This is a genomic window from Crossiella sp. NPDC003009 (assembly GCF_053591555.1).
Genome location: NZ_JBSFUA010000013.1, coordinates 1 through 20,062, shown reverse-complemented (window position 1 = coordinate 20,062; position 20,062 = coordinate 1). Strand labels below are relative to the sequence as shown.

The following is a 20,062-nucleotide window of genomic DNA, read 5'->3' as shown; positions in this document are numbered from 1 at the left end:
CACCGGCGGATGAGGAGGAAGTGCATGACTCGCACGCTCGTCGTCGTCGGCAACGGCATGGTCGGCCACCGCCTGGTGCAGGCGGTCCGGGAACGCGACCTGGCCGGGACCTGGCGGATCGTGGTGCTCGCCGAGGAACCGCGCCCCGCCTACGACCGGGTCGCACTTTCGTCCTATGTGGACGGTTGGGACGAGCTGGCGCTGCGGCTGCCCGGCGCGGAGTTCGACGGCGACGACCGCGTCGAGCTGTGCCTCGGCGAGCCGGCGGCCGCGGTGGACACCGCCGAACGCACGGTGGTCACCAGCGCAGGCCGGATCATCGGCTACGACGCGCTGGTGCTGGCCACCGGCTCGGCCCCGTTCGTGCCGCCGGTGCCCGGCCACGACCTGCCCGGCTGCTACGTCTACCGCACCATCGCCGACCTGGACGAGATCCGCCTCGCCGCCGAGGGGGTGCGCTCCGGCGTGGTGGTCGGCGGCGGGCTGCTCGGCCTGGAGGCGGCCAACGTGCTGCGCGGCCTCGGCCTGGCCACCTCGGTGGTCGAGCTGGCGCCGCGGCTGATGCCGGTGCAGGTGGACGAGGGCGGCGGCGCGCTGCTCCGGCGCAAGATCGAGAGCCTGGACATCACCGTCCACTGTGGAGTGTCGGTGCAGCGGGTGGAACCCGGTCTGCGGCTGGCCCTCTCCGACGGCGGCGAGCTGGACACCGGGCTGCTGGTGTTCTCCGCAGGCATCCGGCCCAGGGACCAGCTGGCCCGCGCGGCCGGACTGGAAGTAGGCCCGCGCGGCGGGATCGCGGTCGACTCCGCCTGCCGCACCAGCGATCCGCACGTCTACGCGATCGGCGAGTGCGCGCTGGCCGGCGGTCAGGTCTACGGCCTGGTCGGGCCCGGCTACGCGATGGCCGAGGTGGTCGCGGACCGGCTGCTCGGCGGCGCGGCCGAGTTCACCGGGGCGGACACCTCCACCAAGCTCAAGCTGCTCGGCGTGGACGTGGCCAGCTTCGGCGACGCGCACGCCACCGCGCCGAACGCCCTGGAGGTCGTGCACAGCGACCCGGTGTCCGGCCGCTACCAGAAGCTCGTGGTCTCCGACGACGCGTCCACCCTGCTCGGCGGCGTGCTGGTCGGCGACGCCTCGGCCTACGCGCTGCTGCGCCCGCTGGTCGGCCGCGCGCTGCCCGGCGAACCCGGCGCGCTGCTGGCCGGGCCGAACTCCGGCGGCGGGGTCGGCATCGGCGCGATGCCCGAGGACGCCCAGGTCTGCTCCTGCCACGCGGTGACCAAGGCGCAGATCCGCTGCGCCATCACACAAAATGGCTGCGCGGACGTGCCCTCGCTGAAGTCCTGCACCAAGGCGGGCACCGGCTGCGGCTCCTGCGTGCCCATGCTCAAGCAGCTGCTCACCGCCTGCGGGGTCGAGCAGTCCACCGCGCTGTGCGAACACTTCGCGCACTCCCGCGCCGAGCTGTTCGAGATCGTGCGCGCCACCGGCATCCGCACCTTCAGCGAGCTGGTCGGCAAGCACGGCTCCGGCCGCGGCTGCGACATCTGCAAGCCGGTGGTGGCCTCCATCCTGGCCTCGCTGGGCTCCCCGCACGTGCTCGACGGCGAGCAGGCCTCCTTGCAGGACACCAACGACCACTTCCTGGCCAACATCCAGCGCAACGGCACCTACTCGGTGGTGCCGCGCATCCCCGGCGGCGAGATCACCCCGGCCAAGCTGCTCGTCATCGCCGAGGTGGCCAGGGACTTCGACCTCTACACCAAGATCACCGGCGGCCAGCGGATCGACCTGTTCGGGGCCACCGTGGACCAGCTGCCGCTGATCTGGCGGCGGCTGGTGGACGCCGGGTTCGAGTCCGGGCACGCCTACGGCAAGGCGCTGCGCACGGTGAAGTCCTGCGTGGGCGACACCTGGTGCCGCTACGGCGTGCAGGACTCCGTCGGCCTGGCGGTGGAGCTGGAGCTGCGCTACCGCGGCCTGCGCTCCCCGCACAAGATCAAGGCCGGGGTTTCCGGCTGTGCCAGGGAATGCGCGGAGGCCAGGAGCAAGGACTTCGGCGTGATCGCCACCGAGGAGGGCTGGAACCTCTACGTGGGCGGCAACGGCGGCTTCACGCCCCGGCACGCCGAACTGCTGGCCGCCGACGTGGACCGGGAGACGCTGATCCGGCTGATCGACCGGTTCCTGATGTTCTACGTGCGCACCGCGGACCGCCTGCAACGCACCGCGGGCTGGATCGAGGCCATGGACGGTGGCCTCGACCACCTGCGCGCGGTGGTCGTTGAGGACAGCCTCGGTATCGCCGAGGAGCTGGAAACCGCGATGGCGCGGCATGTCGAGAACTACGCGGACGAGTGGCGCGGGGTGCTGGAGGACGAGGAGAAGCTGAGCCGCTTCGCCTCCTTCGTCAACGCGCCCGGCACACCCGATCCGAGCATCTCGTTCCGCAGCGAGCGCGGGCAGCCGGTGCCCGTGCGGCTGGGTATACCGGAGGTGACTGCACGATGACCGCTATCGACGCCTGGGTGCCGGTGTGCCGCTACACCGCACTGCTTCCCGAGCGCGGCGTCGCCGCCCTGCTGCCAGGTGGCGCGCAGGTCGCGCTGTTCCGCACGCACGACGGGGAGGTGCACGCGCTGGGCAACGTGGACCCGTTCAGCCAGGCCGCGGTGATCTCCCGCGGCATCGTCGGCGACCGGGCGGGCGAGCCGGTGGTCACCTCGCCCATGCACAAGCAGCCCTTCGCCCTGCGCACCGGCGAGTGCCTGGACAACGCGGCGGTGTCGCTGCCGCGCTACGCGGTGAAAGTGGACGCGGGCACCGTCTACGTGGAGCTGCCGTGAACAGCACACCGTCCTCTGTGGACGGTGCGCTGCCCGCCCTCGCCGGGTTCACGATCGGCCTGACCGCCGCTCGCCGGGCCGAGGAACTGGCCGCACTGCTGGAACGCCGGGGCGCCACCGTGCTGCACGCCCCGGCGATCCGGATCACCCCGCTGGCCGATGACGCCGAGCTGATCGGTGCCACCAGGGCGGTGCTGGACAACCCGGTGGACGTGGTGGTGGCCACCACCGCGATCGGCTTCCGCGGCTGGCTGGAGGCCGCGGAGGGCTGGGGCCTGGCCGCCGCGCTGCGGCAGCGGCTGGCCGGCGCCACCGTGCTCGCCCGCGGCCCCAAGGCGCGTGGCGCGATCAGGGCCGCCGGACTGACCGAGGCCTTCTCGCCCGCCTCGGAGTCCAACGCGGACCTGCTGGCCCACCTGCTGGCCACTGGCGTGCGCGGCCGCCGGATCGCGGTGCAGGAACACGGCGCGCCCGTGCCGGAGGTGGTCGAACCGCTGCGCGCGGCGGGAGCCGAAGTCGTGCCGGTGCCGGTGTACCGCTGGTCCCGCCCCACCGACCTGGCCCCGCTGGACCGCCTGCTGGACGCGATCGGCCTCGGCCAGGTCGACGCGCTGGCCTTCACCAGCGCACCGGCCGCGGCGAACCTGCTGGCGCACGCCGAGCTCCGCGGCCGCCGCGCCGACCTGATCGACGCGTTGCGCACCGAGGTGCTGGTCGCCTGCGTCGGCTCGATCACCGCCGCCCCACTGGTCGCCGCCGGCGTCCCGGTGGTGGCCCCCGACCGCGGCCGGATCGGCGCGCTGGCCCGTCACCTCGGCACCGAGCTGGCCGCCCGCGCGCCCCGGCTCCGGGCGGCCGGGAAGGACCTGGAGCTGCGCGGCCAGGCGGTGCTGGTCGACGGCGAGTACCGCCCGGTGGCGCCCGCCCCGATGGCCGTGCTGCGCGCACTGGTCCGGCACTCCGGCAAGGTGGTGCCTCGGGCCGAGCTGCTGGCCGCGCTGCCCACCGGCGGCGAGGAGCACGCGGTGGAGACCGCGGTGGGCAGGCTGCGCACCGCCCTCGGCGAACCCCGCCTGATCCAGACCGTGGTCAAGCGCGGCTACCGGATCCCGCTGGACACCCCGGCCGGAGCGCTGCGATGAGACCCCTGGTGCTCATCGCGCACGGCACCAAGGACCCGGCGGGCGCACTGGTCACCGAGGCGCTGGCCGCCGCCACCGCGCGCAGGCTCGGGCAGCCGGTCACCGTCGCCTACGCCGACGTCCGCGACCCCCGCCTGTCCGAGGTGCTGGTGGACGACGCGGTGGTGGTGCCCGCGTTCCTGGCCAGTGGCTACCACGTCCGGGTGGACGTGCCTGCCGAAGTGGTGGCCAGCGGCTGCCGGAACGTCACGGTGACCCCGGCCTTCGGCGCGGCCCCCGAACTGGTCGCACTGGCCGCCCTGCGCCTGGTCGAAGCGGGCTGGCGACCAGGCGACGCGGTGGTCCTCGGCGCGGCAGGCTCCTCGGACGAGGGCGCGCTGACCGAGGTTCGGGCGGCCGCCGCCCAGCTGAGCGACCGCTTGGGTGATCAGGTCGAGGTCGGCTACGTGACCACCGCCGCCCCCGGTCTGGGCACCGCGCTGGAGGCGGCCCGCCGCACCGGCCGCCGGGTCTCGGTGGCCTCCTGGCTGCTCGCCCCCGGGCTGTTCCACCAGGCGCTGCGGGTGGCCGGGCACGCGGTGGTGGCACAACCACTCGGCGCGCACGACCGGGTGGTCGACCTGGTCGTGCAGCGCTACCTGGCCGCGACTGTCTGACCCCGGCGCGACAATGCCCGCATGGACGCCCCGCTGACCCGCCACCTGCTGCGGGCCCGCGACCTGATCGACACCGCCTACGCCGAGCCGCTGGACATCCCGGCCCTGGCCAGGGCGGCCACCGTGTCCCCCTCCCACTTCAGCCGCCGCTTCAAGGCCGCCTTCGGCGAGACCCCGCACCGGTACCTGCTCACCCGCCGGATGGAACGGGCGAAAACCCTGCTCCGCGCGGGCCGGACCAGCGTCACCGAGGTCTGCCTCGCGGTTGGCTTCACCAGCCTCGGCTCGTTCAGCACCCAGTTCCGCCGCTTCGTCGGGGAGAGCCCGAGCGCCTACCGTGCCCGCGCGCACCCCGGCTACGGCCCGGTGCCCGGCTGTTTCGTCCGGGCCATGAGCCGTCCGCGCGAAGAGCAGTTTTGGAGAAGCCCCGGCGCACCCGGCCTGGCTACCGTGACCGCATGATCACTGCCGTCAACATGGTGCACGTCTGGGTCGCCGACCAGGACCAGGCCCTGGACTTCTACGTCAACAAGCTGGGTTTCGCGCCGCACGGCGACGTCCAGTTCGAGCACATGCGCTGGGTGTCGGTCACCGCCCCGGAAGCCCCGCAGGTGCCGATCGCGCTGAACCTCCCGGTGCCGCCGCTGGTGGACGAGGCCAGCTCCGTCCAGCTCCGCGAGCTGATGGCGGCCGGCCTGCTGTGTCCGGGCGGCTTCGGCACCAAGGACGTCTGGGCCACCTACCGGGAGCTCTCGGCCAAGGGCGTGGAGTTCATCGGCGAGCCGGAACAGCACGAGTACGGCATCGACGTCGGCCTGCGCGACCCGTTCGGCAACCACTGGCGGCTCACCCAGACCAGGATGGAATAGTTGAACCATCAACTTAGTTGACGGGGGCAGCGGCCGCCGGATCAGGCGGCCGGGGACCGAGGAGGCAGCCATGCCAGCCGTCACCGCCGACACCCTGACTCTGCCCCGCCTGCCCGAGCTGCCCCAGGAGCTCACCGCCTGGCGGCCGGTGCTGCGCACGGTGCACGCGACCCACTCGGTGGAGGGCGAGGGCTTCGCGGTCCGGCGGCCCTTCCCCGGGGTGGACCTGGCGATGGCCGACCCGTTCCTGATGCTGGACCACCTCGGCGCGGTGGAGTACGCGCCGGGTGAGGCCAAGGGCGCGCCCTGGCACCCGCACCGCGGGTTCGAGACGGTCACCTACGTCATCGACGGGGCCTGGCAGCACGCCGACTCCACCGGTGGCGGCGGGGTTATCGCGGACGGCCAGACCCAGTGGATGACCGCGGGCGCCGGGGTGCTGCACAGCGAGCTGCCCACCGAGGAACTGGTGACCAGGGGCGGGCTGTTCCACGGGGTGCAGCTGTGGGTGAACCTGCCCCGCTCGCTGAAGTGGACACCGCCGCGCTACCAGGACATCGGCGCGCGAGACGTCGGCCTGGTGTCCAGTGTGGACGGTGGTGCGCTGGTGCGGGTGATCGCGGGTGAGCTGGACGGGCACGCCGGTCCGGGCGTCACCTGGACCCCGATCACCTACCTGCACGCCACGGTCAGCCCCGGCGCCCGCCTCGACCTGCCCTGGCCGGAGAACTTCAACGCGCTGGTCTACGTGCTCTCCGGCCGCGGCACGGTCGGCGCGGAGGCCAAGCCCCTCGAGGAGGGTCAGCTCGCGGTGCTCGGCCACGGTGCCGCGGTCACCCTGCGGGCGGCCGACACCCAGCCACCGGCCAGCGGGCATGGCTGGGAGGTGCTGGTGCTCGGCGGCAGGCCGATCAACGAGCCGGTCGCGCGCTACGGCCCGTTCGTGATGAACACCCGCGCCGAGATCATCGAGGCGGTGCAGGACTACCAGGCGGGTCGCCTGGCCACGGTCCAGCCGCAGCACGTGCCGCACCTGGGCGCGACCGACGAACGGAGCTAGAACAGGCCGGGAGGTTCCTCCGGCCCCGGCACCGCCTCCCAGCGGTACTTGCGCAGGTTGACCTTCCCGTCGTCGGCCAGCACCCCCTCGGCCCGCAGCAGCTCCAGCTGCTCGCGGGCCAGGTGCGGGGCGCAGGTCCCGTTGGCGCGCAACACCCGGTGCCAGGGCAGGTCGTGCCCGTCCTCAGCCAGCACCCGGCCCACCAGCCGCGGCGACGGCGCCCGCGACACATCGGCCACATCGCCGTAGGTGGCCACCTGTCCGGCCGGGATGGACTGCACGGCGCTGCGCACCCGTTCCATGGTTTCCTCGTCCACGCGGCCATTCTGGCGCACGGCACCGACAGCCTCAGTGCCGCACGACGCGGATGTTCGGGCCCAGCTTGTCCTCGTTGCGGACCTCTTGGTGGACGAACAGCCGCAGCGTCATCCGCTGGGTCAGCCCGGCCAGCGGGGCCAGGTCGTGCACCACCACGTTGTCGGCCAGGTCGAGCAGCCGTAGGCCGGGCAGCTCGACCAGCGGGCTCAGGTCCACCTCGGGCAGCTCGAGCAGGTACAGCTCGGTCAACGAGCTCCCGGCCAGCGGTTCGAGATCGGGCACGTTCAGCTCCGAGAGCCACAACCGGGTGAGCCTGGGCAGCAGCGGGCTCAGCCCGGACAGATCGGGCAGCGCGGGCAGTTCTTCCAGCGTCAGGTCGGTGAGCTTGGGCAGCAGCTCCAGCGGACTGAGGTCGGTCAGCGCCCACGCGTGGCTCAGGCTCAGCGTGTCCAGGTCCTTGCAGGTGGCCAGTCCGGTGATGTCGGTCAGCTGGCGGCAGCCGTTGAGGTCCAGCTCGCGCAGCTCCAGCAGGTCGGCCAGGAACCACAGGTCGGTCAGGCCCTCCGGCGGCGTCAGTTTCAGCGTGCGCAGCCTGGGCAACGCGGCGAGGAAGTCCAGGCTGTGGCAGCGCTCGTGCAGCCGCAGGTAGGCCAGCTGCGGGTGCTCGGTCAGCTCGTGCAGGTCGGCCCCGGGATCGTTGGTGTGGCTGAGCGAGCGCAGGTGCGGCACCCCGGCCAGGAAGTCCAGGTCGGTCCGGTTCGAGCCGATCACGTTGATCCGGGTCCAGCGCAGGTGCCGCAGGTGGTGCAGGTGCGGCAGCTGGTTGTACTCGGTCACCAGCACGCTGCCGTCGGCCAATGGCGCGTTGGCCAGCACCTGGACCGCGTACTCCTCGGGGTCGAAGTGCCGCCAGGCCCAGGCCAGGTCCCGCTGCACCGACAGCCGTGGGTCCGAGGCGTACCTGCTCAGGACCCGCAGCCCGGCCGGTCCGTTCACCAGAGACGCGGTCTCCACGCAGGCCGTGGCCACCGCGTCACTCAGACCGTCCAAAGTGGACGGAAGCTTGCGCAGCACCTGTTCCCCGGCCAGCACCAGCGAGCGCACCTCGCGGCTGTCCCTCGGCGGCACCAGCTGGTCCAGCACCGCGTCCACTCGCGCCGCCACCTGCTCCGGCACCGTGTGCGTGGTCTCCAGGCAGGCCGCCGCCAGCAGCCGCAGCTTGCGCGCGTGCCGCCGCTCGGCGTCCGCGCGGTCCAGGATGCCGTCCAGCAGCTCGGCCCGCAGCGGCACCGAGCAGTGCCCGGCGGCCAGCACCACGGTCTCCCGCCAGGTGTCCAGATGTGCCTGCTGGACCAGGAATCCGACCAGGTGGTGGTCGGCGATCTCCTTGCCGGTCAGGTACTCCTGGAAGGTCCGGTGGATGAAGTCGACCTTGCCCTCCACCGGTTCGCGCAGCACCCCGCTGCGCTCCAGCAGGTGCTGCAACACCGTCGCCGGGTGCAGCTCCACCGAGGGCATCCTGGCCAGCGCCCGCTGCACATGACCCGAGGCATCCGCCAGGTCCAGCTGGGTGCGGCCGCACATGCTCAGGCTCCAGGCCAGGTACTGCAACACGCCCAGCTTGGTCGCCGGCTCCAGTGAAAGCTCCTGCGCCGCGGGCACCTCGCGTTCGGCGTCCCTGCGGTCCAGCAGCAGCTCCAGGGCCGCCTCGTACAGCTTCATCCGGTCCGGTGGCAGCTGCTTGCGGCGGTCCAGGTTCAGCGCGCACAACAGCGCGCACAGCAACGGGTTGGTGGCCAGCATGCGCAGCGCGGGCCGGGACTCCAAGTGCCGCAACAGGGTCGTGCGGTACTCGTCCAGCTCCTCCGGCTCGCAGGGCAGGGCCGCGCCGCGGATGGCCTCGTGCCAGCGGCGGGTGAACTCGGCGATGTCCAGCGGCGTCATGGGTTCCAGCCGCACCGCGCGGAAACCCTCGGCGTCCAGCCAGCTCCGGTCCGCCGCGCTCGGCCGCGCGGTGACCACCACCCGCAGGTCCGGGTAAGCCGCCAGCAGGCCCTTGAGCCAGCGCCGCACCCTGGGCCGCCGGTCCGCGGTCAGCTCGTCGACCCCGTCCACCAGCAGCAGCGCCTGGCCGTCGGAGAGCAGCCGGTGCACCCAGCCGGTCGGCGCCAGCCCGGCGATCGGCCCGGCGTTGGCGGCCACCAGGTCCTGCGGCTCGGGCAGCTCGGTGTCGGCGTAACCGCGCAGCCGCACCAGGAACGGCACCAGGTTGTTCCACGGCGCCAGCTTCCCGGTGAACGTGCCGCGGGCCGCGGACACCGACAGCCACTGCATCAGCGTGGTCTTGCCGGACCCGGCGTCCCCGCGCAGCAGCGTCCGCGACCGGTCCGCCAGCGCGGACTCCACCCGCTGCCCGCCGTCGGCCGCCCGCCAGCCCGAGGCGGAGAAGTCCTCGTCCTCCCCGCCGGAGCTGGTCACGCTCAGGCTCAGGTAGGCCACCGACACCGAGGTGTGCGGCCGGTACCGCCGGGTGTCCACGCCGAAGAGCTCCAGCTCGTCCAGCGTCTCGCTCAGGTAGCCCAGGTAGCGCCGCCGGAACTCCGCGTCGTGCGCGCTGCCCTGCGGGGCATCCAGCGAGGTCCTGGGCAGCCGGTGCAGCACCAGCTCGATCTTCTCCGCCACCGCGGTGAACCGGCTGAGGAACTCCGCGTCCGCGCGCTGGCTGAAGGCCGGCAGCTCCCGGACCACGCTGACCAGCGCCATGCAGCTCTCGTCCAGCACCGCCGAGTACAGGTCCGCGGCCGCGTCGCTGAGCCCGGCCCGCACCACCGCCGAGGGCACCCGGTCGCGCACCAGCCTGGCCAGCTTGGCCGGGTCCAGGTCCGCCTCGAACAGGGTCCGGTCGGACAGGTCGGCCTCGGCCAGCGCGTCGGCCACCGCGTCCAGCGCGGCCCGCCGCTCGTGCTCTGGCAGGTCCCGGAACTCCACGTCGTACCAGGGCCGCAGCCGGTGCGCGGCCTGGTCGCCGATGTCGGCCAGCCGACGTTCCAGCTTGCGCCGGGTGAAGGCGTCCGGCACCGCGACCGCGATCAGTTCGGACAGCGGCGTGTGCCGGTCCGACTGCGCCTTGCGCTGGTCCAGCCAGGTGCGCACGGTGTGCCGGACCACCTGCCGCCCCACCGCGAGCGCGGCCTCGTTGAGCATCCATCCACTCTATCGGGGGACAAAACGGAACTGAGCCGTCCGCGCGGTGATAGCGCGCGAACGGCCCAGAATCGTTGGTGTGCGGCGAAAAGCCTCACCGGTCCCGTTGGGTGATCAATCGGGCGAGCATGGTGAGCTGACCGCCCGCCCGGGACCGCGGCGAACTGGCCGCCAGGTGCTGCAACCCCTGCGCGAGCAGGCCGTCCGCCCTCTCCTGCGCCCAGGCCCGCCCGCCCGCGGTCTCCACCAGCCCGGCCGCCTTGGCCAGCTCGGCGGACTCCAGCGGGTCGGTGCGCTGGTACAGCGCGGCCAGCTCGCGGGCCGCCGGGGTGCCGGAGGTCAGCGCGAAGACCACCGGCAGCGACTTCTTGCGGTTCTGCAGGTCGGAGTAGACCGGCTTGCCGGTGACCGCCGGATCGCCCCAGATGCCGAGCAGGTCGTCCACCAGCTGGAAGGCCAGCCCGACGTCCTCGCCGAAGCGGGCCAGGTGCGCCACCTCCTCCGCGCTGCCGCCGCCGAACATGGCGCCCAGCGCGCAGGCCGCCCTGGGCAGCGCGGCGGTCTTGCCGATGGCCATCGCCACGCACTCGGCCACGTCCACATCGGCCCGGTCCTCGAAGGAGAGGTCGTTGTACTGCCCGTCCAGCAGGTCGAGCACCGCCCCGCTGAGCACCTTGCTGGCCTCCGCCGCGCTGGGCTGCCTGCTGGTGGCCAGCACCTCCATCGCCACCGCCAGCAGCGCGTCCCCGGCCAGGATCGCCGCGTTCAGCCCGAACACGCTCCACGCGGTGGCCCGGTGCCGCCGGGTGGTGTCGCCGTCCATCACGTCGTCGTGCAGCAACGAGAAGTTGTGCACCAGCTCGATGGCCACCGCGGCGGGCACCGAGGCGGCCGGGATGCCGCCCACCGCCTCCGCGGTCAGCAGCACCAGCGCCGGCCGGATCACCTTGCCGCTGCTGCCCTCGCTCGGCCTGCCCTGCTCGTCCCACCAGCCGAAGTGGTACCCGGCGATGCGCCGCATGGACTGCGGTAGTCGCTCCACCGCCTCCCGCATGGCGGGTTCGATCATGCCCCGGCTCCAGGCGAGCACCTCACCGATGGTGTCCGTGCCCAGAGCCGGGGTCGTTTCCACACTCGCCATGTTCGTCAGTGCCCGATCTCGACGTTCTCCAGCACACCGAGCGCGTCCGGCACCAGCACCGCCACCGAGTAGTAGGTGCTGACCAGGTACGAGGTGACCGCCTTGTCGTTGATGCCCATGAACCGCACGTTCAGCCCCGGCTGGTACTCATCCGGGATGCCGGTCTGGTGCAGGCCGATCACGCCCTGGTCCTCCTTGCCGACGCGCATGGCCACGATCGAGGTGGACCCGGTCTCGGTGATCGGGATCTTGTTGCTGGGCAGGATCGGCACCCCGCGCCAGCCCTGCACCTTGGTGCCCTCGAAGTCCACCGTCTCGGCGTAGACCCCGCGCTTGTTGCACTCCCGGCCGAAGGCGGCGATCGCCTTGGGGTGGGCCAGCATGAACTTCGTCTTGCGCCTGCGGCACAACAGGTCGTCCAGGTCGTCCGGGGTGGGCGGGCCGCTGTGCGTGGGCACCCGCTGCTTGAGGTCGGCGTTGTGCAGCAGGCCGAAGCTGGTGTTGTTGAGCATGTCGTGCTCCTGGCGCTCGCGCAGCGCCTCGATGGTCAGCCGGAGCTGCTGGTCCAGCTGGTTCATCGGGTGGTTGTACAGGTCGGTGACCCTGGTGTGCACGCGCAGCACGGTCTGCGCCACCGCCAGCTCGTACTCCCTCGGCGAGAGCTCGTAGTCGACGAAGGTGCCCGGCAGGTCGTACTCGCCCTCGTGCCCGGAAGCCAGGTCGATCTCCGCCTCGCCCTTGGCGTTCTGCGGTTTGCGCGGGCTGAGCCGGTAGGCGGTCACCTTCTCGCGCAAGGCGGGGGACTGCTCCACCAGCTGCTGGAAGACGGTGCGGGGCAAGGACAACAGCGTGCCGGGGGTGGCCGCGCGGGCGGTGAACTGCCAGGTGGCCTCGCCCAGCAGCGCCTCGTCGCCGAAGTGGTCGCCGTCGACCAGGGTGCCCAGCGAGGTGGTGTTGCCGAACTTGCCGACGCCGAGCTTGGTGATCCGGCCGTGCGCCACCAGGATCACCCGGTCCGCCGGCTGGCCCTGGGTGATGAGCACCTCGCCCTTCTCGAAGCCCTGCTGCTCGAACCGGTCGGCCAGCGCGGCGAGCACCTCCTGGTCCTCGAACCCGCGCAGCAGCGGCAGCTCGCACAACTCCGGCGGCACCACCCGGATCTGGGTGCCGACGTTGCTGAAGCTGAGCCTGCCGTCGCCCACCGAGTAGGTCATCCGGCGGTTCACCCGGTAGGCGCCGCCGCTGGCCTCCACCCAGGGCAGCATCTTGAGCAGCCAGCGCGGGCTGATGCCCTGCATCTGCGGCACGGACTTGGTGGTGGACGCCAGGTTCCGCGCCGCCGCCGTGCCCAGGCTCAGTTGAGCGCCGTTGCCGTTCCCGTTGCCATTGGTCCGGACGTCGGACTCCAACGCTTCTGTCACCGTGCACACCGCCAAGTCTCGTTACAGGTCAACAGGAATCGAACTTGGAGAAAACAGTGGGGATCAGGTCCGGTAGCGCGGGTTCGTGTGGTGCCACTCGAATCCGCCGCCCATCCAGGCCCGCAGGCCGCGCAGGAACCGCTGGAGCTCCGGCGAGGGCACCGCGGCCAGCCGCCGGTGCCCGGCCTCGAAGTCGCGCACGACCTCGTTGTGCAGCTCCACGGTGACCTCGGTGGCCTCCTCGATGGAGCAGCCCCGGTCGGCGGCGATCTGCAGGACCATGTTGCACACCGGCAGCTCGTCCGCGGCGTCCTTGGCCACCGAGAACAGGTCGTTGACCAGCACGCTGGCCAGACCCGCCTGGAACGCGGCCTCCCGGACCTCCGGGGCGTTGTACAGGTTGGCCGGCACCTCGTAGCCGCCGACCGCGTCGATCAGCGTCATCGAGGTGTAGAAGTTGTCGTGCTGCCGCGCGGCCAGGTACTCCCAGGCCGGCGGGTAGGAGTCGGTGTGCCGCCAGGCCGCGTAGGCGGTCCAGCTGACGAACATGGCGAAGGTCGAGTAGTTCACCCGCTGCACCACCGCGGGCGTGCTGCGCGCGGCCAGGTGCTCGATGCCCGAGCGCAGCGCCACCAGCACCCGCTCACTGGCGATCTTCTCCGCCAGCGGCGGGGTGAACTCCCTGGCGTCGGGCACCGGGTCCATCGCGGCCATGGCCAGCATCAGCCTGCCGGGCAGCTCGGTGGGGGTGGCCCCGTGCTCGGTGCTGTCCGCGTAGAGGTCGTCCGCGGCCCACCAGGCCGCGTTCAGCCGCGCCGAGATCAGCAGCTGGTCCGGGGCCTCGGAGTCCGGATGGGTGAGCATGGCCAGCCTGCCGAACCCGCCCTTGCCCATCAGCTCGCTCTCCTCGTCGGAGAACCCGCATTCCAGCGCCCAGTCCACCACCCGCAGGTCCACCTCGGTGCCCAGCGCCGGGTTGATCCGCTCCACCACCGGCACGTACACCGGCGAGAAGTTCCCCTCGCCCCAGGACCGGTACGCGTAGGCGGGATCGCCGCTGGGCGCCGGTTCCGGGACCGGGGGTGGCGCTGGTTCGGCCACCGCCACCGGCGGCGGTTCCTGGCCGAACACGGCGGCGACGCGGGCCGCGGAGGTGCCCAGTCCCGACGGCCCGGCCGGCCAGGCCGGGCGCGTCGGGGCGGGGGCCACTGCCTCGGACATGGCGTCAGATCCGGTCGGCCGCGATGAGCAGGTAGTGGAAGCTGCCCTCGCGGTAGGCCTGCAGGAACGGGGCCTCCACGCCGGTGGCGACCGAGGACTTCTCCCGCAGCTCCCAGTACGGGATGGTGGCCGCGGTCAGGTCGATCACGCTGATCGGCACCAGGTTGTTGGCCTGCATGGCCTTGAAGTACTGGCTGCGGGCGTGGATGTTGCAGGTGTAGTGCTGGTCGATCTGGCTGACCGCCTTGGACCGTCCGCCGGTGACGTCGTTGTAGCAACCGGTGATGGTGACGTAGCGGCCGCCGATCTCCAGCTGCCGCGCGTGCTCGGCGAAGAGCTGGTGCAGGTCCACGTACATGGTGCTCTCGTTGTTCCAGATGGCCTTGCGGGAGGCCGTCTCGAACCCGGTGTCGAGCATGTTCCGGAAGTGGTACCGCACCCGGTCGGCCACCCCGCGCTTGCGGGCCTGCTCGTTGGCGAAGTCCACCTGCTTCTGCGAGATGGACACGCCGTCGACCTCACAGCCGAAGCGCAGGTTGGCCATGATGCTGGTGCCGCCGCGGCCGCAGCCCGCGTCCAGCAGCTTGTCCGTGGGCTTGACATCGCCGAGGTGGTCCAGCAGCACCTCCGCCTGCGCGGTCTCCAGCCGGTGCATCTCGTCGATGATCGCCTGGTCGCGCCGGTCGGCGGGGGCTTCCAGCACCGCGGGGTCGTAGTCGCCGAGGCCGTAGTGGTGGTGGTAGAGGCCGTCGACGTCGCCGAGCCGGAGGTTCACCGGGTCCTGCTCGGCGTTCCAGTACTCCGCGACCGAGCGCTGGTAGGCGCTGCGCAGCACCGGCTTGGCCGTCTCGGATTCCCGTGGCTGGACTGTGGTCATCGTGCGACTCCTCCATTGTCGTTCTGGTGCAAAGGAAACTCGTTCATCGATAGCGCGGGCTGCCCGACTGCCACACGTGGTCGCCGGCCAGCCAGTCGCGCAGCGCGTCCACCACGCCGGTCAGCGCCGCCCGATCGATGGCGTCCAGCTCCAGCTCCCTGGCCAGCCGCGGCACGTCCACCGCGGCCAGCCGCTGGAACTGCTTGATCCGCTCGGTGAGCAGGTCGTTCACGATCGCGGTCGCCCGGCCGCGGTCGCAGCCCAGGAACTGCTGGGTGATCAGCACGGCGTTGTGCGTGTCACCCGCCCGGACCTCCTTGTCGTAGGACAGGACGTCGTTGCGGATCCCCGGCGCCTCGGCGAAGATCTCGGCCAGCGCGCGCATGGTCCGGTGCTCGCGCACCGCCGCGGGCAGGTCGCCGCCCAGGGCCGCCATGGCCAGCCCGTAGGCGAACATCCCGCCGCCGGTCTGCCGGCGCATCTCCAGGTAGTCCACCGGATCCGGGACCCGGCCCAGCAGCACGTTGTGGATCTCCCACAGCGGTCCGCGCAGGAACTCCCCGAGCTGACCGGGATAGGCGGCCCGGCCCGAGGGCGGCAGCGTCGGTGCCATCCGGGTCCACAGGTCGGCCAGCCCGGCCTGCACCGGGTCCGCCGGTGCGGGCATCGCGGACAGCTTCCCGGGCAGGAAGGTCATCAGTCTGTCCACATAGGACCGTGCACCGGCCAGGTCGCGGGTGCGCTTGAACCGGTCGTCGATGAAGTCGTCGTAGTGGGAAGCCCAGACACCCCAGGCCGCCACCAGCTCCACCGCCTGGACCGGGGCGTGCGGCACGCTCAGCGCGGCCCACAGCCCGAAGTCCTGGGCGTCGGCCCAGTGGTCGGTCCACACCCCGCAGCGCCCGATGCCGATCCGCCTGGTCCAGTCCGCGGCGAAGCTCCTGGCACGCTCCAGGTGCGGGCTGGTCTTGGCCGGGTAGGGCAGGTAGAACTCCGGCAGCGCGCCGCCGCCGAAGTGCACCCCGTGCGGCTGCACCGGTTCGGTGTTGACCGGCGGCGCGAAGGCCGACATCCGGGTCAGGCCCATGCCGGGGCCGGTCAGGCCGAGCATGGTGGTGGCGTCAGGCATGTCCGCCCCCGATCGGCAGCGAGCCGGTGCCGACCCCGCTGAGGAACCGGCCTGCCCGCCGCGCGCCGGGCACGGGCGCGTTCTTGTTCATGTACCGGTTGGAGCGCAGGTGCCACTGGTGCCCGCCGGACTGCCAGTCCTGCAACCCCTTGACGTAGCGGGCCACCGCGAGCTGCTCGGCGGGCTTGAGCGCGTGCTCGGCGAACAGCGGCGGCAGCTCGGTCAGCGCGGTGTGCTCGAACTGCTTGAGCCGGGAGGTGATGATGTCGCTGACGGTGTCCGCGGCCTGCTGCGGGCCGCAGCCGAGGAAGGTCTCCAGCACCAGCACGCCGTTGTTCACCTCACCCTCCTGCTGGGTCTCCCGCTGGTAGCTGAAGATGTCGTTGCGCAGGTGCACCCCGTCGGCGAAGGTGTCCCGGAGGACCCGGAGCGGGCGGCTGTGCGCCACCCGTTCCGGGACCTCCGCGCTCTCGGTGTACTCGACCAGGCCCGCCGACCACGGCGCGCCGCCGACCTTGCGGCGCATGCCGAGGTAGTCGATCGGGTTCGGCACCCGGCCGTTGGCGATGTTGTCCAGCTCCCACACGCAGTCCACCAACAGGTTCTCCGTGCTCACCGCGAACCGCGCACGCCAGTCCATCGACATGTGCGGTGCGGTGCGGGTCCAGAGGTCGGCCAGTCCGCGCTCCACCGGGTTCGTCCACTGTGGAGGGTCGGAGAGGTCCAGCGGCATGAAGGCCATCAGCCGGTCCAGATGGGCCTTGGCCCCCTGCTGGTCCTTGGTCCTCTTGAACAACGCCAGGAAGTGGTCGTCGAAGTAGAAGACCCAGGTGTACCAGTCGGTCACCAGGTCGAGCCGGTCGCCGGGCGCGTCCGGATGCGCCCAGGCGCACAGCCCGGCCATGTCCATGCCGTCGAAGTAGGCCTCGCTCCAGATCTCCGGTCCGCCGTCCTTCGTGGACCCGATCATCTCCATCTCGAGCGCCCACCGCTTGTCGTGGGCCCTCGCCGATTCCAGATGCGGGTTCAACCGTGCCGGGTGCGGCAGGTAGAAGTCCGGCAGCTCGAAGGGCTGGTCAGCCATCGTGCCGGCCGAGTTCCACGTTCTCCAGGACGCCCAGCGCGTCCGGCACCAGCACCGCGGCCGAGTAGTAGGCGCTCACCAGGTAGGAGATGATCGCCTTCTCGCTGATCCCCATGAACCGCACCGAAAGACCGGGCTGGTACTCATCCGGGATGCCGGTCTGGTGCAGGCCGACCACGCCCTGGTTGTGCTCGCCGACCCGCAGCAGCATGATCGAGCTGGTGTTGTTCCGGGTGACCGGGATCTTGTTGCAGGGCAGGATGGGCACCCCGCGCCAGGACGGCACCTTGTTGCCGTTCATGTCGATCGCGGTCGGATAGATGCCGCGATTGCTGCACTCCCGGCCGAAGGCGGCGATCGCCTTGGGGTGGGCCAGGATGAAGCCGGGCTCCTTCCACACCGTGGCCAGCAGGTCGTCCAGGTCGTCCGGGGTGGGCGGGCCGGAGCGGGTGTGGATGCGCTGCTTGAGGTCGGCGTTGTGCAGCAGGCCGAAGCTCTTGTTGTTGACCAGCTCGTGCTCCTGGCGCTCGCGCAGCGCCTCGATGGTCAGCCGCAGCTGCTGGTCGAGCTGGTTCATCGGCTGGTTGTAGAGGTCGGCCACCCTGGAGTGCACCCGCAGCACGGTCTGCGCCACGCTGAGCTCGTACTCCCGCGGGCTCAGCTCGTAGTCGACGAAGGTGCCGGGCAGGGCGACCTCGCCCTCGTGCCCGGAGGACACCTCGATCTCGGCCTCGCCGTGCGGGTTGCCCTTGCGCGCCTGGCCCGCCACGTAGGCCGTGATGTGCTCCTGCAGCGCGGGGGACTGGTCCAAGATCTCGTCGTAGCCGCGCTGCTCCAGCACCAGCACGGTCACCGGGGTGACCGCCTTGACGGTGTAGTCCCAGATGCTGCTGGGGTCGGTGAGCGACTCGTCGCCGAAGTGGTCGCCGTTGGCCATGGTGCCCAGCACGGTCTGGTCGCCGAACTCGCCGAGGCCGAGCTTGTTGACCTTGCCGTGCGCGATCAGGAACGCCTCGTTGGACTCGTTGCCGAACTCCACGATCACGTCGCCCGGCTGGTACTCCCGCTGCTGGAACCGCAGGGCCAGCGCGGTGAGCACCTCCTCGTCGCCGAACCCGCGCAGGATCGGCAGCTCGCACAGCTCCGGCGGCACCACCCGGATCTGGTCGCCGACCGAGGTGAAGGTGACCCGGCCGTCGCCGACGGTGTAGCTCAGCCGCCGGTTGACCCGGAACGCGCCGCCCTTGGCCTCCACCCAGGGCAGCACTTTCAGCAGCCACCGGGAGGAGATCGCCTGCATCTGCGGGACGGACTTGGTCGTCGTCGCCAGGTTCCGCGCCGCAGCCGTGCCGAGGCTGAGCTGGGCGTGCCCGTTGCCGTTGCCGTTGCTCTCGGTCCGGACGTCGGACTCCAACGATTCAGTCACCGCGTACACCACCAATTTCTATGCATGCGAAAAAGGGCAGAATAGATCGGAAAAGAAAAGGGAACGTTTGGGGAAATTGCGCTGCTTAATGGCGTGGCGCAGCCACTCGACTAGGGGTCCTGGTGGGGTGGGCTACGCATTCACGTCCGGTCATGGCGAAGCTAGCACCGCGCGTTCGCCCGCGTGAAGTCACCTGACCGGGCGACTTGTTCTTTGTCTGGCGACAAGTTTTGCAAGGTGGATGACCACACGATTCGGGGGTTCATGCAGCGCGCTGTGACCAGCAATCGGCATTTTGTGCGAACAGTCGGCGCAGTCCGGACCCGGTTGCCGCAGACGCGCGAATGCGACGGTGCACAGAACGAGTTCCCCTTACGCCAATCGAGCTTTCGTGATCTATGTCGCAGAGGGCGTTGCAAATCGTGTGTTATCGCGAGCGGACACATCCCATGATCCGCCACCCCTGTTTTTTCGCTTGTGCGTGCAATCAGTGAGCCAACAGTGCCCAAAAGGGCAAAGCCGGACGTGCGGCGCCCCCGCCGCGGCGCCCCCGCGTGCCCGGCCGGTTACTGGCCGCGGCCGCGAGCGGAACGCGCCGGGGGTCAGTTCACCCGCCCGACCACCCGGCGTGATTCGATGCCACGGTGCCTCTCCGTCCGCCTGCGCTGGTTCGCCGGACGGCCGAGCCGGTTCCGCCGCCAAGGTGGGACGACGCGGCCCGTGCGGTGCTCGCGCACACCAGCGGGTTCCTGCGGGTGCTGGGCGGGCCGGGGACCGGCAAGACCACGCTGCTGGCCGAGGTGGCGGCGGACCGGATCCGGCGGGGGGCCGATCCGGAGCGGGTGCTGGTGCTGGCCGCGAGCCGGAAGTCCGCGATCACCCTGCGGGCCCGGATCACCGCCCGGCTGACCGCCGACCAGCCGGAGGGGCTGCGCACCATCCGGGAGCCGCTGGTGCGCACCGTGCACTCCTACGCCTTCGCGGTGCTGCGGTTGCAGGCCGCCAGGGACGGGCTGCCGCCGCCGCGGCTGCTGTCCGGGCCGGAGCAGGACGCCGTGGTGCGGGAGCTGCTGGCCGGGGACATCGAGGCCGGCGCGCCGGACTGGCCGGAGCGGTTGCGGCCCGCGCTGGGGCTGCCGGGGTTCGCCGCGGAGCTGCGGGACCTGCTGCTGCGGGCGGCCGAGCGCGGCGTGGGGCCGGAGGAGCTGATCGAGCTCGGCGAGCGGCACGAGCGGCCGGAGTGGGTGGCGGCAGGCACCTTCGGGTTGCAGTACGAGCAGGTGACGCTGTTGCGCGGGGTGGTCGGCTCGGCCGGTCCGCAGGCCGCCGCGCCCGCGCTGGACGCGGCCGAGCTGGTCGGCTCCGCGCTGCTGGCATTGCAGACCGATCCGGAGCTGCTGGCCGCCGAGCAGGCCCGGGTGCGGCACCTGCTGGTGGACGACGGGCAGCACCTGGACCCGTTGCAGTACACGCTCATTCGCCGGCTGGGCGACGCGGCGCAGGAGTGCCTGCTGGCCGGGGACCCGGACCAGGCGGTGTTCACCTTCCGCGGCGCGGACCCCCGGCGGCTCGCGCAGCCGGGGGTCGCGCAGGGTGCCGATCAGCAGGACGAGCACGGGGAAGCCGGAGAGCAGGCCGAAGCCGCCGAGCACGAAGACGGGGAAG

General features: G+C 71.7%; 17 protein-coding genes. 8 read left to right on the top strand and 9 right to left on the bottom strand.

Features of this window, described 5'->3' with window-relative positions:
- The first annotated feature begins 24 nt into the window (after nt 1-24).
- The 7 genes from nirB (at nt 25) to ACWDY5_RS16825 (ending at nt 6,576) form a co-directional block, all read left to right on the top strand.
- Nucleotides 25-2,514 (top strand): nitrite reductase large subunit NirB, encoded by a 2,490-nt coding sequence (gene nirB, locus ACWDY5_RS16855; RefSeq protein ID WP_449723103.1) that lies wholly within the window; start codon nt 25-27, stop codon nt 2,512-2,514.
- Nucleotides 2,511-2,849 carry a nitrite reductase small subunit NirD gene (gene nirD / locus ACWDY5_RS16850; RefSeq protein ID WP_449723102.1) on the top strand — a complete coding sequence of 113 codons (339 nt, stop codon included), beginning with the start codon at nt 2,511-2,513 and terminating at the stop codon, nt 2,847-2,849. Before nirB ends, nirD begins: the two co-directional genes overlap by 4 nt.
- Before the next feature lie 17 nt (nt 2,850-2,866).
- Nucleotides 2,867-3,991 (top strand): uroporphyrinogen-III synthase, encoded by a 1,125-nt coding sequence (locus ACWDY5_RS16845; protein WP_449723226.1) that lies wholly within the window; start codon nt 2,867-2,869, stop codon nt 3,989-3,991.
- Nucleotides 3,988-4,647 carry a sirohydrochlorin chelatase gene (locus ACWDY5_RS16840; RefSeq protein ID WP_449723101.1) on the top strand — a complete coding sequence of 220 codons (660 nt, stop codon included), beginning with the start codon at nt 3,988-3,990 and terminating at the stop codon, nt 4,645-4,647. The genes ACWDY5_RS16845 and ACWDY5_RS16840 overlap by 4 nt, the downstream gene beginning before the upstream one ends.
- Nucleotides 4,648-4,668: 21 nt before the next feature.
- Nucleotides 4,669-5,109, top strand: a complete 441-nt coding sequence (locus tag ACWDY5_RS16835; protein WP_449723100.1) for a helix-turn-helix domain-containing protein — start codon at nt 4,669-4,671, stop codon at nt 5,107-5,109.
- Nucleotides 5,106-5,516, top strand: coding sequence for a VOC family protein (locus ACWDY5_RS16830; protein ID WP_449723099.1), 411 nt, complete (start codon nt 5,106-5,108; stop codon nt 5,514-5,516). The genes ACWDY5_RS16835 and ACWDY5_RS16830 overlap by 4 nt, the downstream gene beginning before the upstream one ends.
- A gap of 70 nt (nt 5,517-5,586) precedes the next feature.
- Nucleotides 5,587-6,576, top strand: coding sequence for a pirin family protein (locus tag ACWDY5_RS16825; protein ID WP_449723098.1), 990 nt, complete (start codon nt 5,587-5,589; stop codon nt 6,574-6,576).
- Here the strand turns inward: ACWDY5_RS16825 and ACWDY5_RS16820 are convergent.
- From ACWDY5_RS16820 to ACWDY5_RS16780, 9 genes are all read right to left on the bottom strand, one after another.
- The gene (locus ACWDY5_RS16820) at nt 6,573-6,893 is read right to left on the bottom strand and encodes an MGMT family protein (protein WP_252482267.1); all 321 of its coding nucleotides are present in this window, start codon (nt 6,891-6,893) and stop codon (nt 6,573-6,575) included. The two genes, ACWDY5_RS16825 and ACWDY5_RS16820, sit on opposite strands and share 4 nt — an antisense overlap.
- A 31-nt stretch (nt 6,894-6,924) precedes the next feature.
- On the bottom strand, nt 6,925-10,098 hold the full coding sequence (locus ACWDY5_RS16815) for an NACHT domain-containing protein (RefSeq protein ID WP_449723097.1): 3,174 nt from the start codon (nt 10,096-10,098) through the stop codon (nt 6,925-6,927).
- 94 nt (nt 10,099-10,192) lie between these two features.
- Nucleotides 10,193-11,239 carry a family 2 encapsulin nanocompartment cargo protein polyprenyl transferase gene (locus ACWDY5_RS16810; RefSeq protein ID WP_449723096.1) on the bottom strand — a complete coding sequence of 349 codons (1,047 nt, stop codon included), beginning with the start codon at nt 11,237-11,239 and terminating at the stop codon, nt 10,193-10,195.
- A gap of 5 nt (nt 11,240-11,244) precedes the next feature.
- Nucleotides 11,245-12,660, bottom strand: coding sequence for a family 2B encapsulin nanocompartment shell protein (locus ACWDY5_RS16805; protein ID WP_449723095.1), 1,416 nt, complete (start codon nt 12,658-12,660; stop codon nt 11,245-11,247).
- A gap of 63 nt (nt 12,661-12,723) precedes the next feature.
- Entirely contained in the window at nt 12,724-13,881 is a 1,158-nt protein-coding gene (locus tag ACWDY5_RS16800; protein WP_449723094.1) for a family 2 encapsulin nanocompartment cargo protein terpene cyclase, read from the bottom strand.
- Between the two features lie 4 nt (nt 13,882-13,885).
- Nucleotides 13,886-14,758 (bottom strand): geranyl diphosphate 2-C-methyltransferase, encoded by an 873-nt coding sequence (locus tag ACWDY5_RS16795; protein WP_449723093.1) that lies wholly within the window; start codon nt 14,756-14,758, stop codon nt 13,886-13,888.
- 43 nt (nt 14,759-14,801) lie between these two features.
- Entirely contained in the window at nt 14,802-15,887 is a 1,086-nt protein-coding gene (locus ACWDY5_RS16790) for a terpene synthase family protein (RefSeq protein WP_449723092.1), read from the bottom strand.
- Nucleotides 15,880-16,971: a terpene synthase family protein gene (locus ACWDY5_RS16785; protein ID WP_449723091.1), complete on the bottom strand. Its 1,092-nt coding sequence runs from the start codon at nt 16,969-16,971 to the stop codon at nt 15,880-15,882. Before ACWDY5_RS16785 ends, ACWDY5_RS16790 begins: the two co-directional genes overlap by 8 nt.
- Nucleotides 16,964-18,397: a family 2B encapsulin nanocompartment shell protein gene (locus ACWDY5_RS16780; RefSeq protein ID WP_449723090.1), complete on the bottom strand. Its 1,434-nt coding sequence runs from the start codon at nt 18,395-18,397 to the stop codon at nt 16,964-16,966. Before ACWDY5_RS16780 ends, ACWDY5_RS16785 begins: the two co-directional genes overlap by 8 nt.
- A 644-nt stretch (nt 18,398-19,041) precedes the next feature.
- Here ACWDY5_RS16780 and ACWDY5_RS16775 point away from each other — a divergent pair.
- On the top strand, nt 19,042-20,062 hold a 1,021-nt coding region (locus ACWDY5_RS16775), incomplete at its 3' end, for a UvrD-helicase domain-containing protein (RefSeq protein WP_449723089.1).

Excerpts from the sequence above, each read along its gene's own strand:
- nirB (WP_449723103.1), top strand. The coding sequence starts at position 25 with ATGACTCGCACGCTCGTCGTCGTCGGCAACGGCATGGTCGGCCACCGC.
- nirD (WP_449723102.1), top strand. The coding sequence starts at position 2,511 with ATGACCGCTATCGACGCCTGGGTGCCGGTGTGCCGCTACACCGCACTG.
- ACWDY5_RS16840 (WP_449723101.1), top strand. The coding sequence starts at position 3,988 with ATGAGACCCCTGGTGCTCATCGCGCACGGCACCAAGGACCCGGCGGGC.
- ACWDY5_RS16835 (WP_449723100.1), top strand. The coding sequence starts at position 4,669 with ATGGACGCCCCGCTGACCCGCCACCTGCTGCGGGCCCGCGACCTGATC.
- ACWDY5_RS16830 (WP_449723099.1), top strand. The coding sequence starts at position 5,106 with ATGATCACTGCCGTCAACATGGTGCACGTCTGGGTCGCCGACCAGGAC.
- ACWDY5_RS16825 (WP_449723098.1), top strand. The coding sequence starts at position 5,587 with ATGCCAGCCGTCACCGCCGACACCCTGACTCTGCCCCGCCTGCCCGAG.
- ACWDY5_RS16815 (WP_449723097.1), bottom strand. The coding sequence starts at position 10,098 with ATGCTCAACGAGGCCGCGCTCGCGGTGGGGCGGCAGGTGGTCCGGCAC.
- ACWDY5_RS16810 (WP_449723096.1), bottom strand. The coding sequence starts at position 11,239 with ATGGCGAGTGTGGAAACGACCCCGGCTCTGGGCACGGACACCATCGGT.
- ACWDY5_RS16800 (WP_449723094.1), bottom strand. The coding sequence starts at position 13,881 with ATGTCCGAGGCAGTGGCCCCCGCCCCGACGCGCCCGGCCTGGCCGGCC.
- ACWDY5_RS16795 (WP_449723093.1), bottom strand. The coding sequence starts at position 14,758 with ATGACCACAGTCCAGCCACGGGAATCCGAGACGGCCAAGCCGGTGCTG.
- ACWDY5_RS16790 (WP_449723092.1), bottom strand. The coding sequence starts at position 15,887 with ATGCCTGACGCCACCACCATGCTCGGCCTGACCGGCCCCGGCATGGGC.
- ACWDY5_RS16785 (WP_449723091.1), bottom strand. The coding sequence starts at position 16,971 with ATGGCTGACCAGCCCTTCGAGCTGCCGGACTTCTACCTGCCGCACCCG.